Source organism: Shewanella sp. 10N.286.52.B9 (assembly GCF_002873635.1).
GTDB lineage: Bacteria > Pseudomonadota > Gammaproteobacteria > Enterobacterales > Shewanellaceae > Shewanella.
Map to the genome: position 1 here is coordinate 1 of NZ_MCTY01000102.1, position 17,164 is coordinate 17,164.

Here is a 17,164-nt window from a genome sequence, read left to right on the forward strand (position 1 = left end):
GGGTAAATGGCCATTGAATTAATTTGGCTTTAACAAGAAAATTATTAATAATACAAATAAAATGAACGTGAAAATATTTCAAGGTGTAAAAGCGTATAAAGAAGACCAAATTCTGGGTAAAAAGGAAACCAAATTGTAAGTTTTAATATCTCTAATGGCCATTTTTTAGAACAAAAAGATTTTCTTTATAGCGATATAATTTAAAAAGCAGCTTTTTATATCAGATTTAATTGATATTTTTACTCAATTTATTGTTTATTAAGGCCTAACGTGAATGAAAATGACTATTTTATGAATGTTTTTGGATGATTTACAGTATTTTTCTAGCTTAATCTTTAACTTCAAATGAATTAAAATCGGCAATATTTCTAATAGGCAGTTGTATTGCCTAGCACAAATCTGATGCAACTCCTTCTATAAACACAAATGTAATTGGGTTAATTAGGCCGATTTATGGCGTACTTTGGACATATTTTAAAGCTTATTTAATTCTAATTTGTAATACAAAACCAAGCGCTAAAGTGCCGGCGACCCTTTAATTTCGACTAAAATTAACCTGTGGCGGCTATTAGGATTTAGTAAATAATGAAGCGGACCTAGATAATGTGGCTTATGACCAATCTATGGTGAATGAGCTTTAAACGGGGATAAATGTGTTTGGCAGTTTTATTCATACTTGGCTGCTATGGTAACCAAAGTTCGCAGCAAGGGATTTTTGTGTTCATTGAGCGAGGCTGTCAACGCTAACAAAACAGCTTCTCTAGGCATTAAAAAAGCGCCTAAATAGGCGCTTTTTTCACAAACGATTAAGTTATCGTTTATCTATGCTGACAAAGTCACGCTCGTCTGAGCCAGTGTATAACTGACGTGGACGACTGATTTTGTGACCTGGTTGGTCAAGCATTTCTTTCCAATGTGCAATCCAACCAACAGTGCGAGAAAGTGCAAATAACACTGTAAACATACTAGTAGGGATACCGATTGCTTTCATGATGATCCCTGAGTAGAAATCAACATTTGGATAAAGCTTTTTAGATACGAAATAATCGTCTTCTAAAGCAATGCGTTCAAGTTCCATCGCTACATCTAGCAAAGGATCGTTCACATTTAGCTCAGCTAACACTTCATGACATGTTTCACGCATCACTTTAGCGCGAGGGTCGAAGTTTTTGTAAACGCGATGACCAAAGCCCATTAAGCGGAATGGATCAGCTTTGTCTTTCGCACGAGCAATAAACTCAGGGATGCGATCAACACTGCCAATTTCTTCAAGCATATTTAGACAAGCTTCGTTAGCACCACCATGAGCAGGACCCCATAGTGAAGCAATACCCGCTGCGATACATGCAAATGGGTTAGCACCAGATGAACCCGCTAAACGAACCGTAGAGGTAGAAGCGTTTTGTTCATGATCAGCGTGTAATACAAAGATTCTGTCCATTGCTTTTTCAACAACTGGATTGACTTGGTATTGTTCACACGGAACAGCGAACATCATGCTAAGGAAATTACCTGCATAACTTAGGTCGTTGCGTGGGTAAACAAAAGGTTGACCGATTGAATACTTGTAGCACATTGCTGCAATGGTTGGCATCTTAGAAACAAGGCGGAAAGCCGCAATTTCACGATGTTTTTCATCATTGACATCAAGAGAATCTTGGTAAAACGCAGATAATGCACCTGTAACACCACATAGCATAGCCATTGGATGTGCATCACGACGGAAACCTCTGAAAAACGAAGCTAATTGCTCGTTCACCATGGTGTGATTCTTAACCATAGCCACAAACTCTTCGTATTGAGTTTTGCTTGGTAATTCACCATAAAGCAGTAAGTAACAAACGTCTAAATAGTTAGATTCAGTAGCTAGTTCATAAATTGGATAGCCACGGTGTGTAAGTACACCTTTTTCGCCATCAATGTATGTAATTGCAGACTCGCAAGATGCGGTCGCTAAAAAACCTGGATCGAAGGTGAAATGACCTGTCTTTCCAAGTTTACTGATATCGATTACATCAAACCCAGCAGTTCCCTGCTTGATAGGTAATTCGATCGAATCTGTCCCCGGTAACTCTAATTTGGCTATATTGTCAGCCATACCCCGTTCTCCTTACTTCATTCTTTTCTGTGAGTGCGGCATGTTAAGCGGACATTACTTTACAGTGAATTAGTGTCACATTTCAATTTAAATAAGCGTTTAAATTTATTAGACCATGGTATAAAGCTTGCTAGACGCCTTGTTAGCAATGGTTTTTTTGCAAAAAAAACATCAAAAAACAAATTTTACATAGTGTGATGTTTGTATTTGACAATTGCCTTGAGTATACTTGCCTGCGTCCTGAAGGGCGACAAACATCACATTTTTGAAAACATTTTTACGTTGTCTAAATTAGTGAATTCTCAAATGGTTAAGTGTTTGATAGTAGTCTGTTAAGTTTCAACATTTTGTTTACATTTGTAGTTTGGTGTAACAAATAGAAGCAAAGCAAGATGAATAATAAAAATAATGCTCAATGGAGCTGAGTGAGCAGAACGTGAAAAAGCAAAGACCTGTCCATATAGACCTACAGACCATTCGCTTTCCTGCAACAGCGATTGCGTCAATTCTTCACCGTATTTCCGGTGTTATCATGCTGTTTGCTGTCGGTATTCTTATTTGGATGCTAAATGAATCTTTAGCATCGCCTGAGAGTTTCGCTGGCTTACAATCTCTTTTTGATAACCTGCTAGTTAAGTTTGTTATTTGGGGAATTCTAACCGCGTTGGGTTATCACTTAATCGTTGGCGTACGTCATCTGATTATGGATACCGGTCGTTGGGAAGAGCTTGCCTCTGGCTTAGCGTCAGCAAAAATCGCCTTTGTGTTATCAGCGGCGTTTTCTATCATCGTGGGGATTTGGGTATGGTAACAAATGCAGCAAGCCTTGGACGCAGTGGTGTTCATGATTTTATTTTAATTCGTGCTAGTGCCGTAATTTTAGCCTGTTATACCATTTTTATGGTGGGTTTTATTGCGTGTAGCGCTCCATTGACATACGAAATTTGGCAGGGGTTATTCAGTACCTTACCAATGAAAGTATTCACTTTATTAGCGCTTGTTGCTGTACTTATCCATTCATGGATTGGTATTTGGCAAGTGTTAACTGATTACGTTAAAAACGTATCAGTGCGTGGATTACTTCAGTTCGTTTTTGTCGTAGCAGCTTTTTGTTATCTAGCTGCAGGCATATTAATTGTGTGGGGTGTATAAGTGAGTATTCCAGTTCGCGAATTTGACGCAGTAGTGATTGGCGCTGGTGGCGCTGGCATGCGAGCGGCATTACAAATTTCTAAAGAAGGTAAGAGCTGTGCGCTTTTATCTAAAGTTTTCCCAACCCGTTCTCATACAGTATCTGCGCAAGGTGGTATTACCGTTGCGTTGGGTAATGCTCATGAAGATCACTGGGAACAGCACATGTACGATACCGTGAAAGGTTCTGATTTTATCGGTGACCAAGAAGCAATCGAGTTCATGTGTAAGACAGGTCCAGAGGCGGTTATTGAACTTGAGCAAATGGGTTTGCCATTCTCACGTTTTGAAAACGGTACTATTTACCAGCGTCCGTTTGGTGGCCAATCAAAAAACTTTGGTGGCGAGCAAGCGGCACGTACTGCAGCTGCAGCTGACCGTACAGGTCATGCATTACTTCATTGTCTTTATCAGCAAAATGTTAAACACAAAACTGAAGTATTTTCTGAGTGGTATGCACTCGATTTAGTGAAAAACGATGACGGTGCAATAGTTGGTTGTACGGCTATTGAAATTGAAACTGGCGAGATTGTTTACTTCAAAGCGAAGGCAACCATTTTAGCAACCGGTGGTGCAGGGCGTATTTATGCTTCAACCACCAATGCACATATTAATACTGGTGACGGTGTTGGTATGGCAATGCGCGCTGGCGTTCAAATGCAAGACATGGAAATGTGGCAGTTCCACCCAACGGGTATTGCTGGCGCAGGTGTGCTTGTAACTGAAGGTTGTCGTGGTGAAGGTGGTTATCTTTTAAATAAAGATGGCGAGCGTTTCATGGAACGTTATGCACCAAATGCAAAAGATTTAGCATCACGTGATGTTGTTGCTCGCTCGATGATGACAGAAATTCGTGAAGGCCGTGGATTAGATGGTCCATTAGGGCCGCATTGTTTACTTAAGCTTGATCACTTAGGTAAAGAAACATTAGAAGCTCGTCTTCCTGGTGTTTGTGAACTTTCTCGTACTTTTGCGCATATTGATCCAGCAGATGGCCCAATTCCTGTATTGCCAACATGTCATTACATGATGGGTGGTCTACCCGCTAAAGTGAGTGGTCAAGTTGTTCGTCAAAATGCTGATGGCACTGAACAAGATATCGTGGGTTTATTCGCTGTAGGTGAAATTGCTTGTGTATCAGTACACGGTGCAAACCGCCTTGGTGGTAACTCATTACTGGATTTAGTGGTATTTGGACGTGCTGCTGGTCAGCATTTAGGTAAAGCACTCGATGCGACTGCGGATCCAAAAGCGCCATCTGAAGAGCAAATTTCAGCATCACTTGAGCGTCTTAATCGCTGGGAAAGCAATAAAGACGGTGAAGATCCTGCTGTTATTCGTAAAGACTTACAGTTATGTATGCAACTTAACTTCTCTGTATTTAGAAGTGGTGATGCAATGGCTGAAGGCCTTAAAGAGCTTAAAGCAATTCGCGATCGTTTAGCGAATGCTAAGTTATCTGATAACTCTTCAGAATTTAATACTCAACGTATTGAATGTTTAGAGCTTGATAACTTGATGGCGACAGCAATTGCGACAGCTTATGCTGCGAACTTCCGTACAGAAAGTCGTGGTGCGCATTCTCGTGAGGATTTCTTAGACCGTGATGATGATAATTGGTTATGTCATAGCGTCTTTGACCCCGTCACAGAAGAAATGACTAAGCGTGAAGTCAACATGGAGCCTAAGCTTCGTGCGGCATTCCCGCCTATCAAGCGTACCTACTAGGAGAAGCCCCGATGAAATTGGAATTTGCAGTTTATCGCTACAATCCTGATGTAGACACTAAACCATATATGCAGGATTACAGTTTAGATGTGGAAGAAGGTACCGATATGATGGTACTAGATGCACTGATGAAGCTGAAAGAGTTAGATCCTGCATTATCATTTAGACGCTCATGTCGTGAGGGTGTATGTGGTAGTGATGGTATGAACATGAATGGTAAAAACGGCCTTGCGTGTATTACGCCTGTTTCTACTTTTAAAGGTAAGAAAATTGAAATTCGCCCACTTCCTGGCATGCCAGTTGTGCGCGATTTAATTGTCGACCTGACTCAGTTCTACACTCAGTACGAAAAAATTAAACCGTTTCTTATCAATGATGAGAAAGCACCGGCTCGTGAACATTTACAATCACCTGAAGAGCGTGCTCATTTAGACGGATTATATGAATGTATCATGTGTGCTTGTTGTTCTACTGCTTGTCCATCTTTCTGGTGGAACCCTGATAAATTTATCGGACCAAGTGGTTTACTGCATGCATATCGCTTCTTAATTGATAGCCGCGATACGGCAACTGAAGAGCGTTTAGATGGTTTAGACGATGCTTACAGTGTGTTCCGTTGTCACGGTATTATGAATTGTGTTGATGTGTGTCCTAAAGGACTAAACCCAACTAAAGCCATTGGCCACATTAAGTCAATGTTACTGAAGCGAGCAGTGTAAATGCGCAACATAGAGCTGGGATTTATTGTTATATAGCTCTATTGGGGAGTCATCTTCAACTATGGGGATGACTCTTTTGTGTGTGTTAGAAGACCTTTGTAATTAACTGTTTAAATTATATAGTTATATCGCTATTATCCGTAGTTGATAAACAGCGTTAAACGAAAGAGTTAATACGATTCGATTGTGGTGCAACCAGGTATCGCAATTATGAAATTGGCGAAGCACGTGTATCAAGTTTGGAAGGAAAAGTAATGCACCAAGGCATCATGAAAGCTTGGCTCGAATCGTCACATTTAAGTGGCTCAAATTCGACCTACGTAGAAGAGATGTATGAAGCCTATCAAGAAGATCCAAGTTCAGTTACCGCTGATTGGCAAGTCGTTTTTGATAATCTCCCTGCGGTAAATGGTACTTCTCAAGATCTACCTGAAACTGCACACTCTAAAGTACGTGATTATTTCCGCAGTTTAGCATTAGAAGGTCGTGCCAAAGGCGCTAGCCGTGTTACTGACCCAGAGTTAGATGCTAAACAAGTAAAAGTCCTCCAGTTAATTAACGCTCACCGTTTTCGTGGTCACCAAAATGCTAACCTTGATCCGTTAGGTTTATGGCACCGTGAGCCAGTATCTGAATTAGACCCAGCATTTCATGGTTTAGATGCCGAAGATATGCAACGTGAGTTCAATACCGGTTCATTTGCATACGGTAGTGACACCCTTAAATTAGCCGACATAGTTCATGCATTAAAAAGTACCTATTGTGGTTCTATTGGTGCTGAATACATGCATATTACCGATACCGATGAAAAGCGTTGGATTCAGCAACGTCTTGAACCGTCTTTGGGTAAAGCAAATTACGATAACACCACTAAGAAACGCATTCTAGAAGGCCTAAATGCTGCTGAAGGTATGGAAAAATACCTTGGCGCAAAATTTCCAGGCGCAAAACGTTTCTCGCTTGAAGGTGGTGATGCGTTAGTGCCAATGATGCGTGAGATTTTATATCGCGCAGGTGAAGCAGGTACCAAAGAAATTGTCGTCGGTATGGCTCACCGTGGTCGCTTAAACGTCCTTGTTAACGTACTGGGTAAGCGTCCTGCTGAATTATTTGATGAATTTGCCGGTAAGCATGATGAAATCCAAGGTTCTGGTGACGTTAAGTATCACCAAGGCTTTTCATCTGATTTCGAAACGCCAGGCGGAAACGTTCATTTAGCACTGGCCTTTAACCCATCACATTTAGAAATCGTTAACCCTGTGGTTATTGGTTCAGTACGAGCGCGTCAAGACAGACGTGGTTGTAGCGATGGTTTACAAGTTATGCCAATTACCATTCATGGTGACTCGGCAATTACTGGACAAGGTATTGTGCAAGAGACATTTAACATGTCTCAGACCCGTGGTTTTAAAGTTGGCGGTAGTATTCGTATCGTTATTAATAACCAAGTGGGTTTCACTACCTCTAATACTGCCGATGTGCGTTCAACGGAATACTGTACTGATATTGCCAAAATGGTCCAAGCGCCTATTTTCCATGTCAATGCAGATGATCCTGAAGCTGTTGCCTTTATTTCGCAGTTAGCGGTGGATTACCGTAACGAATTTAAGCGTGATGTGGTGATTGATTTAGTGTGTTATCGCCGCCATGGTCATAACGAAGCTGATGAGCCAAGTGCAACGCAGCCGCTAATGTACGCAAAAATTAAGAAGCATCCTACGCCGCGTAAGATTTATGCTGATCGATTAATTCAAGAAGATAGTATCTCTGCTGATGACGTTACTGGCCTTGTCAATAACTACCGTGATGCATTAGATGCAGGTGATTGTGTAGTGAAAGAGTGGCGTCCAATGACGTTACACACTGTTGACTGGTCGCCGTATCTTAATCGTGAGTGGGATGAAAGCTATCAAGGTGCAATGAACTTTGACAAGCTGATTGGTCTTGCGCAAAAGATGGTAGATATTCCTGAAAGCCACAAATTGCAATCACGGGTCGCTAAGATTTATAAAGACCGTGTATCGATGGCAAACGGTGAAAAACCGGTTGATTGGGGCTTTGCTGAAACCTTAGCTTACGCCACCATTTTGGAAGATAAAAAACGCGTTCGTATTACCGGTCAGGATTCTGGTCGTGGTACTTTCTTCCATCGTCATGCAGTTTTACATAATCAAAATGATGGTACGACTTATTTGCCGCTTCGTAATGTCGCTGATGAACAGGGCGAGATTGATATTACTGACTCAGTATTATCAGAAGCCTCGGTACTGGCATTTGAGTACGGTTATGCCACAGCAGAGCCGGGCGGATTAACCATCTGGGAAGCGCAGTTTGGTGACTTTGTTAATTGTGCTCAAGTGGTTATCGATCAGTTCTTATCTTCAGGTGAGCAAAAGTGGGGCCGATTATGTGGTCTAACGATGCTACTTCCCCATGGTTATGAAGGCCAAGGCCCAGAGCATTCATCTGCTCGTCTTGAGCGTTTCTTACAGCTTTGTGCAAACCACAATATGCAAGTGTGTGTTCCTTCTACACCTGCACAGGTTTATCACATGCTACGCCGTCAAGTTGTACGTCCTATGCGTCGTCCACTGGTGGTGATGTCGCCTAAATCATTACTACGTCATCCATTAGCGGTTTCTACACTTGAAGAGCTCGCTGAAGGAAGTTTCCAAAGTGTGATTGGTGAGCTTGATGCATTAGACGCGAGCAAGGTTGATCGCGTTGTCTTCTGTAGTGGTAAGGTGTATTTCGAATTACTCGACAAGCGTCGTAAACAAGAAATTACTAACGTTGCTATTGTCCGTGTGGAGCAGCTTTATCCGTTCCCGCAAGAAGAAATGCAAGCCGCACTTGCTGACTATCAGCACGTTAAAGATTTTGTTTGGTGTCAGGAAGAACCTCAGAACCAAGGTGCTTGGTATTGTAGCCAACATCATTTCTGGGCAGCTATCCCTGCCGGAGCTGAACTAACCTACGCTGGCCGCGAGGCATCTGCTGCACCAGCTTGTGGTTATCCTGCTCTGCATGCACGCCAACAAGAAGCATTAGTTAATAGCGCATTAAAACTGTCGTAATAGAAAATTATAAAAGGAAAGCTTTCCATGAGTATCGAAATTAAGGTACCCGTTCTGCCAGAATCAGTTGCAGATGCAACAATCGCGACATGGCATGTGCAACCTGGCGAACAGGTTTCTCGTGACCAAAATCTAGTTGATATCGAAACTGATAAAGTTGTACTAGAAGTTGTTGCGCCAGAAGATGGTTCTATTAGCGAATTATTATTCCAAGAAGGTGACACTGTTCTTGGTGAGCAAGTGATTGCAAACTTCGTTGCTGGTGCAGTTTCAGGCCAAGAAGTGACTAAAGCAGAAGCAGAAGCTGCATCACCAGTAGCTGAATCTACAGATGAGTCAAATGATGCATTAAGCCCATCTGTACGCCGTCTCATTGCTGAGCATAACCTTGATGCAAGCAAAGTAAAAGGCACTGGTGTTGGTGGACGTGTGACTAAAGAAGATGTTGAAGCATTTGTGAAGTCAGCACCTGCGGCTAAACCTGCTGCAGCGCCTGCGCCAATTGCACCACTTGAAGGTCGTACTCAAAAACGTGTTCCTATGACGCGTTTACGTAAGACTATTGCTAATCGTTTATTAGAGGCTAAAAACTCTACGGCAATGCTAACAACGTTTAACGAAGTTAACATGCAGCCAATCATGGATATTCGTAAGCAATACCAAGAAGTATTTGAAAAACGTCATGGTATTCGTTTAGGTTTCATGTCTTTCTACGTAAAAGCTGTGACTGAAGCATTAAAACGTTTCCCTGAAGTTAACGCGTCTATCGACGGTGATGAACTGGTTTATCACAACTACTTTGATGTCAGCATTGCGGTATCAACGCCACGTGGTCTGGTTACCCCAGTATTACGTGATACCGATACCATGAGCCTTGCTGAAATTGAAAAAAATGTGCGTGAATTAGCAATCAAAGGCCGTGATGGCAAGTTATCTGTTGCTGATATGACCGGTGGTAACTTCACCGTGACTAATGGCGGCGTATTTGGCTCGCTAATGTCGACGCCAATTTTAAACCTTCCACAAAGCGCGATTTTAGGCATGCATGCTATTAAAGATCGCCCAATGGCTGTGAATGGTGAGGTTGTTATTCAACCTATGATGTACCTAGCATTATCTTACGATCATCGAATTGTTGATGGCCGTGAGTCGGTTGGTTTCTTGGTCGCTATTAAAGACTTCCTTGAAGATCCAACTCGTCTATTGCTTGACCTCTAAGAGTCAACTAGACAATACCCTCGTAGCTGGCTCGTTAGAGCCAGTAGGATTTTATAAAGAAGTATATGGATAGATCATCATGAATTTGCATGAGTATCAGGCAAAATCCTTATTTGCCGAATATGGTTTACCAGTTTCAGAAGGCTTCGCTTGCGATACAGCCCAAGAAGCGGTAGAAGCTGCTGGTCACATTGGCGGCGATATGTGGGTTGTTAAGTGTCAAGTACACGCTGGCGGCCGTGGTAAAGCAGGTGGCGTTAAAGTCACTGGCGATAAAGAAGAAATCAGAGCATTTGCTGAAAAATGGTTAGGTAAGAACTTAGTGACTTACCAAACTGATGAAAAAGGCCAGCCTGTTGCTAAAATTTTAGTAGAAAGCTGTACTGATATTGCAAATGAACTTTACCTAGGTGCTGTTGTTGACCGTGCGACTCGTCGCGTTGTGTTTATGGCATCAACTGAAGGTGGCGTTGAAATTGAAACTGTGGCTGAAGAAACCCCAGAGTTAATTCACAAAGCAATTATCGATCCTTTAACAGGTCCTCAACCATACCAAGCACGTGATCTTGGCTTTAAGTTAGGTTTAAACCCAACTCAAATGAAGCAGTTCACTAAAGTGTTTATGGGTCTTGCAAAAATGTTCGAAGACCATGATTTCGCTTTATTAGAAATCAACCCGCTTGTGATCACTGACGAAGGTAATATCCATTGTCTTGATGGCAAGATTGGTATCGATGGAAATGCTTTATTCCGTCAACCTAAAATCCGTGACATGCACGATCCATCACAAGATGATGCTCGTGAAGCACACGCAGCTAAGTTTGAACTTAACTACGTTGCATTAGACGGAAACGTGGGTTGTATGGTTAACGGTGCAGGCCTAGCAATGGGTACTATGGACATCGTAAACCTACATGGCGGCAAGCCAGCTAACTTCTTAGACGTTGGCGGCGGAGCAACTAAAGAACGTGTAGCAGAAGCATTTAAAATCATTCTTTCTGACTCAAACGTTAAAGCTGTTTTAGTTAACATCTTTGGTGGCATCGTACGTTGTGACATGATTGCAGAAGGTATTATCGGCGCTGTAAAAGAAGTCGGTGTAGAAGTTCCTGTTGTTGTCCGTCTTGAAGGTACTAACGCTGAATTAGGCCGTGAAGTGCTTGCAGGTTCTGGTCTTGATATTATCGCAGCTGCGTCATTAACAGATGCTGCTGAGAAAGTTGTTGCTGCTGCGGAGGGCAAATAATGTCCGTATTAATTAACAAAGATACTAAAGTTATCTGTCAAGGTTTCACTGGTGGCCAAGGTACTTTCCACTCTGAGCAAGCAATTGCTTACGGTACAAAAATGGTTGGCGGTGTATCTCCAGGAAAAGGTGGTCAAGTTCACCTAGGTCTTCCTGTATTTAATACTGTTAAAGATGCTGTAGCTGAAACGGGTGCAACTGCGACTGTTATCTATGTACCAGCACCTTTTTGTAAAGATGCAATCCTTGAAGCAATCGACGGTGGCATTGAGCTAATCGTATGCATTACTGAAGGTATTCCAACTTTAGACATGCTTCAAGTTAAAGTTAAACTTGAAGAAACTGGCGTGCGTATGATTGGTCCTAACTGTCCAGGTGTTATCACTCCTGGTGAGTGTAAGATTGGTATCATGCCTGGTCACATCCACAAGCCTGGTAAAGTCGGTATTGTTTCACGCTCTGGTACATTAACGTACGAAGCTGTTAAACAAACTACTGACGAAGGTTTTGGCCAATCTACTTGTGTAGGTATTGGTGGTGACCCAATTCCAGGTACTAACTTCATCGACGTATTGGAAATGTTCCAAAACGATCCACAAACTGAAGCAATCGTAATGATTGGTGAAATTGGTGGTACTGCTGAAGAAGAAGCTGCTGAATTCATCAAAGCAAATGTAACTAAGCCTGTTGTATCTTACATTGCTGGTGTTACTGCACCAGAAGGTAAGCGTATGGGTCATGCTGGCGCAATTATCGCTGGTGGTAAAGGTACTGCTGAAGATAAGTTTGCTGCATTAGAAGCTGCTGGCGTAAGCACAGTTCGCTCTTTAGCTGACATCGGTAAAGCACTGCGTACTAAAACTGGCTGGTAAATTCTAGTGAGTTAATCAAAAGGCGCCATTTGGCGCCTTTTTTGTTTTTTCGTTTCCTATCGCTAAATATGTTCTTCAAAATTATTAATTTAAAACTGTAATCATATGTTTTACTGAGTATTAATCTGTGTTTAACTAGCAAGATTAATATTCAAATGGTTAAGGATAATCATGAACAGCATCATTGAACTCACAGGTACCATTACCGAAACCCCAAGGCTTATTCTGCGTCCTTTTGTTGAAGAAGATGCAGAAGCAATTTTTTTAATGAATAGCATTCCTGAAATATTGACTTATATTCCCCAAGATCCGCTAACGAGTATTGAAGAGGCTAGGGACGTATTTCACCACATTATTAATGCGAGTTATCAAGAGTTTGGTTTTGGTCGCTGGGCGGTGCATCATAAACAAGATAATAAAATCATCGGATTTTGTGGCCCTAAATACATCCCTGAATATGACAAAGTCGAAATAGGTTATCGCTACTTACCTGAGTATTGGGGCAAGGGTATTGGCTATGAGGCGGCGCAAGCAGCAGTTAACACACTAAAACCACAATTCGATATCGACTTAATCATAGCCCTTATTTTACATGGCAATACAGGTTCAGAAGCGATAGCGAAAAAGCTCGGTATGAGCATACATGAAGAAAGCGAATATCTCGGCTCGAAAGTACATGTGTATCAAATGGCTTTATAAAGGCATAACTTATGGCGAGTGTAAAAACAAAAAAACCAGCAAGTATGCTGGTTTTTTAATGACTATTTATCAGGCTTGGCGATAATTATTCGTCAGCGTGATCACAGCTGTCATTGGTGCAGTGACCGTATAAATATAAGCTGTGGTGAGTTAGCTTAATATTATGACGCATTGCAATTTCGTCCTGACGACGTTCAATGACCTCATCAGAGAATTCAATTACTTTATCGCAGGTTAAGCAAACAAGATGATCATGATGCTTTTGGGTCGACATTTCAAAAACCGCTTTGCCACTTTCAAAATGGTGACGATTAAGGATACCCGCATCATCAAATTGGTTTAATACGCGATAAACAGTAGCTAAGCCAATTTCCTCACCAATATCGAGTAATTTTTTGTACAGATCTTCTGCACTGATATGTTGGTTTTCAGGGGCTTGCATTAATTCTAGAATTTTAACTCGTGGCAGTGTTATCTTTAAACCTGCTTTCTTGAGTGCTTGATTTCCATCTGTCATCGCTAATCTCTTGATTACAGAACCTTATCGGTTCCTCCGTGGATAATTAAGATCATTATATGTGTTGCAATCAGAAACTGGAACCTTTCAAATGAGTTAATCGTCATATAAGCAGTGATTTTGGCCAATGAGCCATACAATATTGACCAATAGGTTAAAATTCACCTAATAAACTTACTTATACTAAGGGATTATTGAGCATTAACGGCTTTTATATCACTATAATGTTAAATAGGGTTATCAAGCTTTGTACCCAGTAATGATAATTATAATCAAAACAAGGAATTCACATGTATCAGCAGATTGTGGTCTTAACTGGCGCAGGTATTTCCGCTGAATCGGGGATAAAAACATTTCGCGATGAAGACGGTTTGTGGGAGCAACATCATATTGAAGATGTGGCCACCCCTGAAGGTTATGCCCGCGATATCAATTTAGTTGAACGTTTTTATAATAGCCGTTGGGAAAACCTCCATAGCGGTGAGGTTCATCCTAATGCCGCTCATGCAGCATTAGCAAAATTAGAAGCTGAGTTTCCAGGCAAGCTACTGGTTATCACTCAAAATGTAGATGATTTACACGAGCGGGCAGGTTCAAAACGTTTATTACATATGCATGGAGAATTATCCAAAGGACGCTGCCCACAGTCATTGCAAACGTTTGTCCTTAGAGAACCTTTTGGTGAAGACAATTGCTGTACCTGCTGTATTCCTGCCAAACGATTAAGGCCGCATATTGTCTGGTTTGGTGAAATGCCATTTGGTATGGATAGAATTCATGATGCGCTGGATAACTGTGATTTATTTATCGCTATTGGGACTTCTGGGACGGTTTATCCCGCAGCGGGCTTTGTCGACAGCGCTAATCATCATGGTGCACAAACAGTAGAAGTTAATCTGTTAGCGGCAGATCGCCATAGCCAATTTCAATATCATTTTACCGGTAAAGCTGGTGATGTTGTGCCTGCGTTAGTAGAGTCAATTTTAGCCGGTAAAACCCTTGGCAGTGAAGTCGCGACAAAGGAAATGAGTGCTTGAGTAGGGATAAAGTTGCGATAATCATGCGCGGTTTACCGGGTAGTGGTAAATCAACTTGGGTTAATGAATTCATTGAAAAGTTAGGTGTAGATAACGCCATACACATACGGCAATATGGTTACTTTTCTACTGACAGTTATTTTGTTCGTAATGGCGAATACCGCTTTAATCCAAAAAAACTTGCCCAGTATCACCAGGCTAATTTAAGCGCATTTATTAATGCGATGGCTCATAACGAGCCTTACGTTATTTGTGACAATACCAATGTATGCCGTTGGGAATATATGGCTTATGAAGCCGCAGCGAAGGCCTTGGGTTATCAAGTAAGAGTCGTGGTGACTGGTGAGCCTAAAAGTGTTGAACATCAAAAATTATGCGCTAAACGTAATCAACATAAGGTGCCATTGGCACAAATTGCTAAAATGGGATTAATGTTTGAACTTGATGATTAGACTTGTTTTAAGATTAACTAAAAAGGCGCCGCGGCGCCTTTTTTGATGTTAAAGGTTGATTATTTAGCTTTAACAGCGGATTGCAGGTCAATATTATAAATCGCAAAACCAAATTCATCTGTGATATCAGTGCGCTTTGTCATAGGTCGCACTTGATAGCCGCTGATAAATTTATCAGCAAGTTCACTGTTTTGGGTTTCAAAGCGAATATCTAACTTTGTTGCCGAATTAATGGTCACGAAATCCCAGTTATTATCAGCACTTGGATCAACTAAACCATTGGCTTCAGTTTCATCAGTGATGTACTGAGCTAGGGCTTCACGGTTTGTGTCTGGTAGTTCCATTACCACGAATTCAGAACCCGTTCCGGCGAATTTACCACCAAATGCGCGATAATTATTGGTTGCGATTATAAATTCTTTGGCATTAAATTCAGCACCACTGATAACAGTGTCGCCGTGAGTGTAACTTAGCCCGACTATTCGGTTAGCATCGGCATTAACTAATGCACAATCGCCATTAAATTTATTTGGTTGAGTTACATCAATGTTGTAGCTGACACCATCTATGACATCAAAGTTATAGGTGCGGTGGGTATTCCAGTTAATCAGGTATTGAGGCTCAGTAGAGTTAACATCAATTTGATTAAATTGATTTGCACTGCATTCCAACCAATCTTTAATTTGAGCGCCACTTAACTTAACAGCAACCAAGGTGTTAGGGTAAAGATATAAATCTGCCGCATTTTTATAGGTTAGCTCACCACTTGGGACTTGCACATAAGACTCGGCATCTGCTGCAGTGCTATGGCGGCCACCTGCTTTAAATGGCGCAGCAGCGGACAATACCGGAATATCTTTTAAAGCCTCCGTTAAGTTAGCTTTCACTTTAGCAATTTGTGCATCTGACACAATTTGCACTGTGGGATCATCTTGTACTAAGGTCAAAAAGCTAAACATATCAGCCGATGCTTTACCTATGGGCTGATCGACATAATCCAATGTAGCTTGATGCTCTTTAGCTACAGCATCACTTATGGTTTTATCTGCAGTCACCAGCTCAGGGTTAGTCGCTTTTTTATCAAAAATAGGCAAGGCTTTGGCCATGCTGTCAACAATTGTCCAGCTGCCATCTTGTAATGCTAACTTAAAATCGATAACGCCGAGGTTATCGCCCCAACGTCCAGGCATAACCGCCGCAATGCCATTTATGGTGCCTTTGTTTATATCGGCATTTTTAAGGTCTGAAAAGGTGCTTGAAGGGAATATTGAATGACTATGACCAAAGGTAATCGCATCAATACCCGCTACTTTTGATAATGCCCAAGTGGCATTTTCATCATTAATGTCGATGGGGTTTTCAGGGCTGCCGACCCCAGAGTGGGGAATAGCGACGATAATGTCAGCGCCTTGAGCTTTCATCATAGGCACAAACTTTTCAGCCGCTTCTATAATTCCCATTACGGTGACTTTACCCGTAAGGTTTTGTTTGTCCCATAAAAGAATTTGTGGTGGTACAAAGCCAATATAGCCGATGTTAATTATGTGTTTATCGCCATTGGTGTCGACGACGTTTTTTTCTTCAATGATATAAGGGGTAAATAGGTTATCGCCTTTGACTTTGTTATCCCAACAGTCGGCTTCACATAATACGTTGGCGTTAATATAAGGGAAATTGGCTCCCGAGATAGACTGGTGTAAAAAATCTAAACCGTAGTTAAATTCATGATTACCAATATTTCCTACTGAATAACCCAGGGTATTCATTGCTTTATAAGCTGGGTGAGTATCACTGTTAGCGCTTATTTGTTTAAAATTATTGGCAATATAGTCACCCATAGGGCTGCCTTGAAGCAAATCACCATTATCAACTAAGACAAAATTATCAGCACTTTGACCTTGTTGTTTTATCAAACTTGCAGTGCGGGCTAAGCCTATGGTCGGATCATATTTTGTTTTGTAATAATCAAAATCCATGATGTTTGCATGAAGATCCGATGTTTCTAGAATACGTAAATTGACGGTGAGGGGCTGAACATCATCAGACTTAACTTCTGTCGCCTGATCATGCAATGAATCACAAGCGCTGACGCCTAGTACGCCAACTATAATAGTGACTATTAGCTTTTGGTTTACCATTATTTTTCTCTCTTATTTTGACCCTGAGCTTGATTTTTGTGCTCTATTATTTTTGTTAACTCATTGGGTTTGATTTGTGAGTTAATTACAGTGGATTATACAGAAACTATATTGCAAAGTTATGATTTGATTGGTGATAAGTTAACTAAAATGGTTATAGAAGCAGTTTGTT

General features: G+C 41.3%; 14 protein-coding genes. 11 read left to right on the forward strand and 3 right to left on the reverse strand.

Features of this window, described 5'->3' with window-relative positions; genetic code table 11:
* Positions 1 to 811: 811 nt before the first annotated feature.
* Positions 812 to 2,098, reverse strand: coding sequence for a citrate synthase (locus BCU91_RS06740; RefSeq protein ID WP_102438309.1), 1,287 nt, complete (start codon positions 2,096 to 2,098; stop codon positions 812 to 814).
* Between the two features lie 415 nt (positions 2,099 to 2,513).
* On the opposite strand from BCU91_RS06740, the gene sdhC reads away from it, so the two are divergent.
* The 9 genes from sdhC to BCU91_RS06785 all read left to right on the forward strand — a co-directional run bounded on the left by sdhC (position 2,514) and on the right by BCU91_RS06785 (position 12,848).
* The gene (gene sdhC / locus BCU91_RS06745; protein WP_102438307.1) at positions 2,514 to 2,909 is read left to right on the forward strand and encodes a succinate dehydrogenase, cytochrome b556 subunit; all 396 of its coding nucleotides are present in this window, start codon (positions 2,514 to 2,516) and stop codon (positions 2,907 to 2,909) included.
* Positions 2,903 to 3,250, forward strand: a complete 348-nt coding sequence (gene sdhD / locus BCU91_RS06750) for a succinate dehydrogenase, hydrophobic membrane anchor protein (protein WP_076537444.1) — start codon at positions 2,903 to 2,905, stop codon at positions 3,248 to 3,250. Before sdhC ends, sdhD begins: the two co-directional genes overlap by 7 nt.
* A complete protein-coding gene (gene sdhA / locus BCU91_RS06755; protein ID WP_076537446.1) occupies positions 3,251 to 5,017 on the forward strand; it encodes a succinate dehydrogenase flavoprotein subunit in 1,767 nt (588 codons plus the stop codon). It begins immediately after the preceding gene.
* A gap of 11 nt (positions 5,018 to 5,028) precedes the next feature.
* On the forward strand, positions 5,029 to 5,736 hold the full coding sequence (locus BCU91_RS06760; protein ID WP_102531158.1) for a succinate dehydrogenase iron-sulfur subunit: 708 nt from the start codon (positions 5,029 to 5,031) through the stop codon (positions 5,734 to 5,736).
* Positions 5,737 to 5,990: 254 nt separating this feature from the next.
* A complete protein-coding gene (gene sucA, locus BCU91_RS06765) occupies positions 5,991 to 8,813 on the forward strand; it encodes a 2-oxoglutarate dehydrogenase E1 component (RefSeq protein ID WP_102476209.1) in 2,823 nt (940 codons plus the stop codon).
* A gap of 27 nt (positions 8,814 to 8,840) precedes the next feature.
* Positions 8,841 to 10,031 carry a 2-oxoglutarate dehydrogenase complex dihydrolipoyllysine-residue succinyltransferase gene (odhB, locus tag BCU91_RS06770; RefSeq protein ID WP_102438303.1) on the forward strand — a complete coding sequence of 397 codons (1,191 nt, stop codon included), beginning with the start codon at positions 8,841 to 8,843 and terminating at the stop codon, positions 10,029 to 10,031.
* A gap of 79 nt (positions 10,032 to 10,110) precedes the next feature.
* Positions 10,111 to 11,277 carry an ADP-forming succinate--CoA ligase subunit beta gene (sucC, locus tag BCU91_RS06775; RefSeq protein ID WP_076537457.1) on the forward strand — a complete coding sequence of 389 codons (1,167 nt, stop codon included), beginning with the start codon at positions 10,111 to 10,113 and terminating at the stop codon, positions 11,275 to 11,277.
* Complete coding sequence (sucD, locus tag BCU91_RS06780; RefSeq protein ID WP_102438301.1) at positions 11,277 to 12,149, forward strand: succinate--CoA ligase subunit alpha; 873 nt, start codon at positions 11,277 to 11,279, stop codon at positions 12,147 to 12,149. Before sucC ends, sucD begins: the two co-directional genes overlap by 1 nt.
* 171 nt (positions 12,150 to 12,320) lie before the next feature.
* Positions 12,321 to 12,848: a GNAT family N-acetyltransferase gene (locus BCU91_RS06785; protein WP_102531159.1), complete on the forward strand. Its 528-nt coding sequence runs from the start codon at positions 12,321 to 12,323 to the stop codon at positions 12,846 to 12,848.
* 85 nt (positions 12,849 to 12,933) lie between these two features.
* Here BCU91_RS06785 and fur read toward each other — a convergent pair whose 3' ends face one another.
* On the reverse strand, positions 12,934 to 13,365 hold the full coding sequence (fur, locus tag BCU91_RS06790) for a ferric iron uptake transcriptional regulator (RefSeq protein ID WP_076537462.1): 432 nt from the start codon (positions 13,363 to 13,365) through the stop codon (positions 12,934 to 12,936).
* Positions 13,366 to 13,655: 290 nt separating this feature from the next.
* Here fur and cobB point away from each other — a divergent pair, with 290 nt between their 5' ends.
* Entirely contained in the window at positions 13,656 to 14,402 is a 747-nt protein-coding gene (gene cobB, locus BCU91_RS06795; RefSeq protein WP_102438297.1) for a Sir2 family NAD+-dependent deacetylase, read from the forward strand.
* 23 nt (positions 14,403 to 14,425) lie between these two features.
* Entirely contained in the window at positions 14,426 to 14,854 is a 429-nt protein-coding gene (locus BCU91_RS06800; protein ID WP_102531172.1) for an AAA family ATPase, read from the forward strand.
* Between the two features lie 59 nt (positions 14,855 to 14,913).
* On the opposite strand, the gene BCU91_RS06805 is transcribed toward BCU91_RS06800, so the two are convergent.
* Positions 14,914 to 16,992, reverse strand: a complete 2,079-nt coding sequence (locus tag BCU91_RS06805) for a bifunctional 2',3'-cyclic-nucleotide 2'-phosphodiesterase/3'-nucleotidase (protein WP_102531160.1) — start codon at positions 16,990 to 16,992, stop codon at positions 14,914 to 14,916.
* Positions 16,993 to 17,164 lie beyond the last annotated feature (172 nt).

Bases quoted from the DNA above. Each gene is read 5' to 3' on its own strand.
- sdhC (WP_102438307.1), top strand. From the start codon at position 2,514: ATGGAGCTGAGTGAGCAGAACGTGAAAAAGCAAAGACCTGTCCATATA.
- sdhD (WP_076537444.1), top strand. From the start codon at position 2,903: ATGGTAACAAATGCAGCAAGCCTTGGACGCAGTGGTGTTCATGATTTT.
- cobB (WP_102438297.1), top strand. From the start codon at position 13,656: ATGTATCAGCAGATTGTGGTCTTAACTGGCGCAGGTATTTCCGCTGAA.
- BCU91_RS06760 (WP_102531158.1), top strand. From the start codon at position 5,029: ATGAAATTGGAATTTGCAGTTTATCGCTACAATCCTGATGTAGACACT.
- BCU91_RS06785 (WP_102531159.1), top strand. From the start codon at position 12,321: ATGAACAGCATCATTGAACTCACAGGTACCATTACCGAAACCCCAAGG.
- BCU91_RS06805 (WP_102531160.1), bottom strand. From the start codon at position 16,992: ATGGTAAACCAAAAGCTAATAGTCACTATTATAGTTGGCGTACTAGGC.
- BCU91_RS06740 (WP_102438309.1), bottom strand. From the start codon at position 2,098: ATGGCTGACAATATAGCCAAATTAGAGTTACCGGGGACAGATTCGATC.
- sucC (WP_076537457.1), top strand. From the start codon at position 10,111: ATGAATTTGCATGAGTATCAGGCAAAATCCTTATTTGCCGAATATGGT.
- sucA (WP_102476209.1), top strand. From the start codon at position 5,991: ATGCACCAAGGCATCATGAAAGCTTGGCTCGAATCGTCACATTTAAGT.
- odhB (WP_102438303.1), top strand. From the start codon at position 8,841: ATGAGTATCGAAATTAAGGTACCCGTTCTGCCAGAATCAGTTGCAGAT.
- BCU91_RS06800 (WP_102531172.1), top strand. From the start codon at position 14,426: ATGCGCGGTTTACCGGGTAGTGGTAAATCAACTTGGGTTAATGAATTC.
- sucD (WP_102438301.1), top strand. From the start codon at position 11,277: ATGTCCGTATTAATTAACAAAGATACTAAAGTTATCTGTCAAGGTTTC.
- fur (WP_076537462.1), bottom strand. From the start codon at position 13,365: ATGACAGATGGAAATCAAGCACTCAAGAAAGCAGGTTTAAAGATAACA.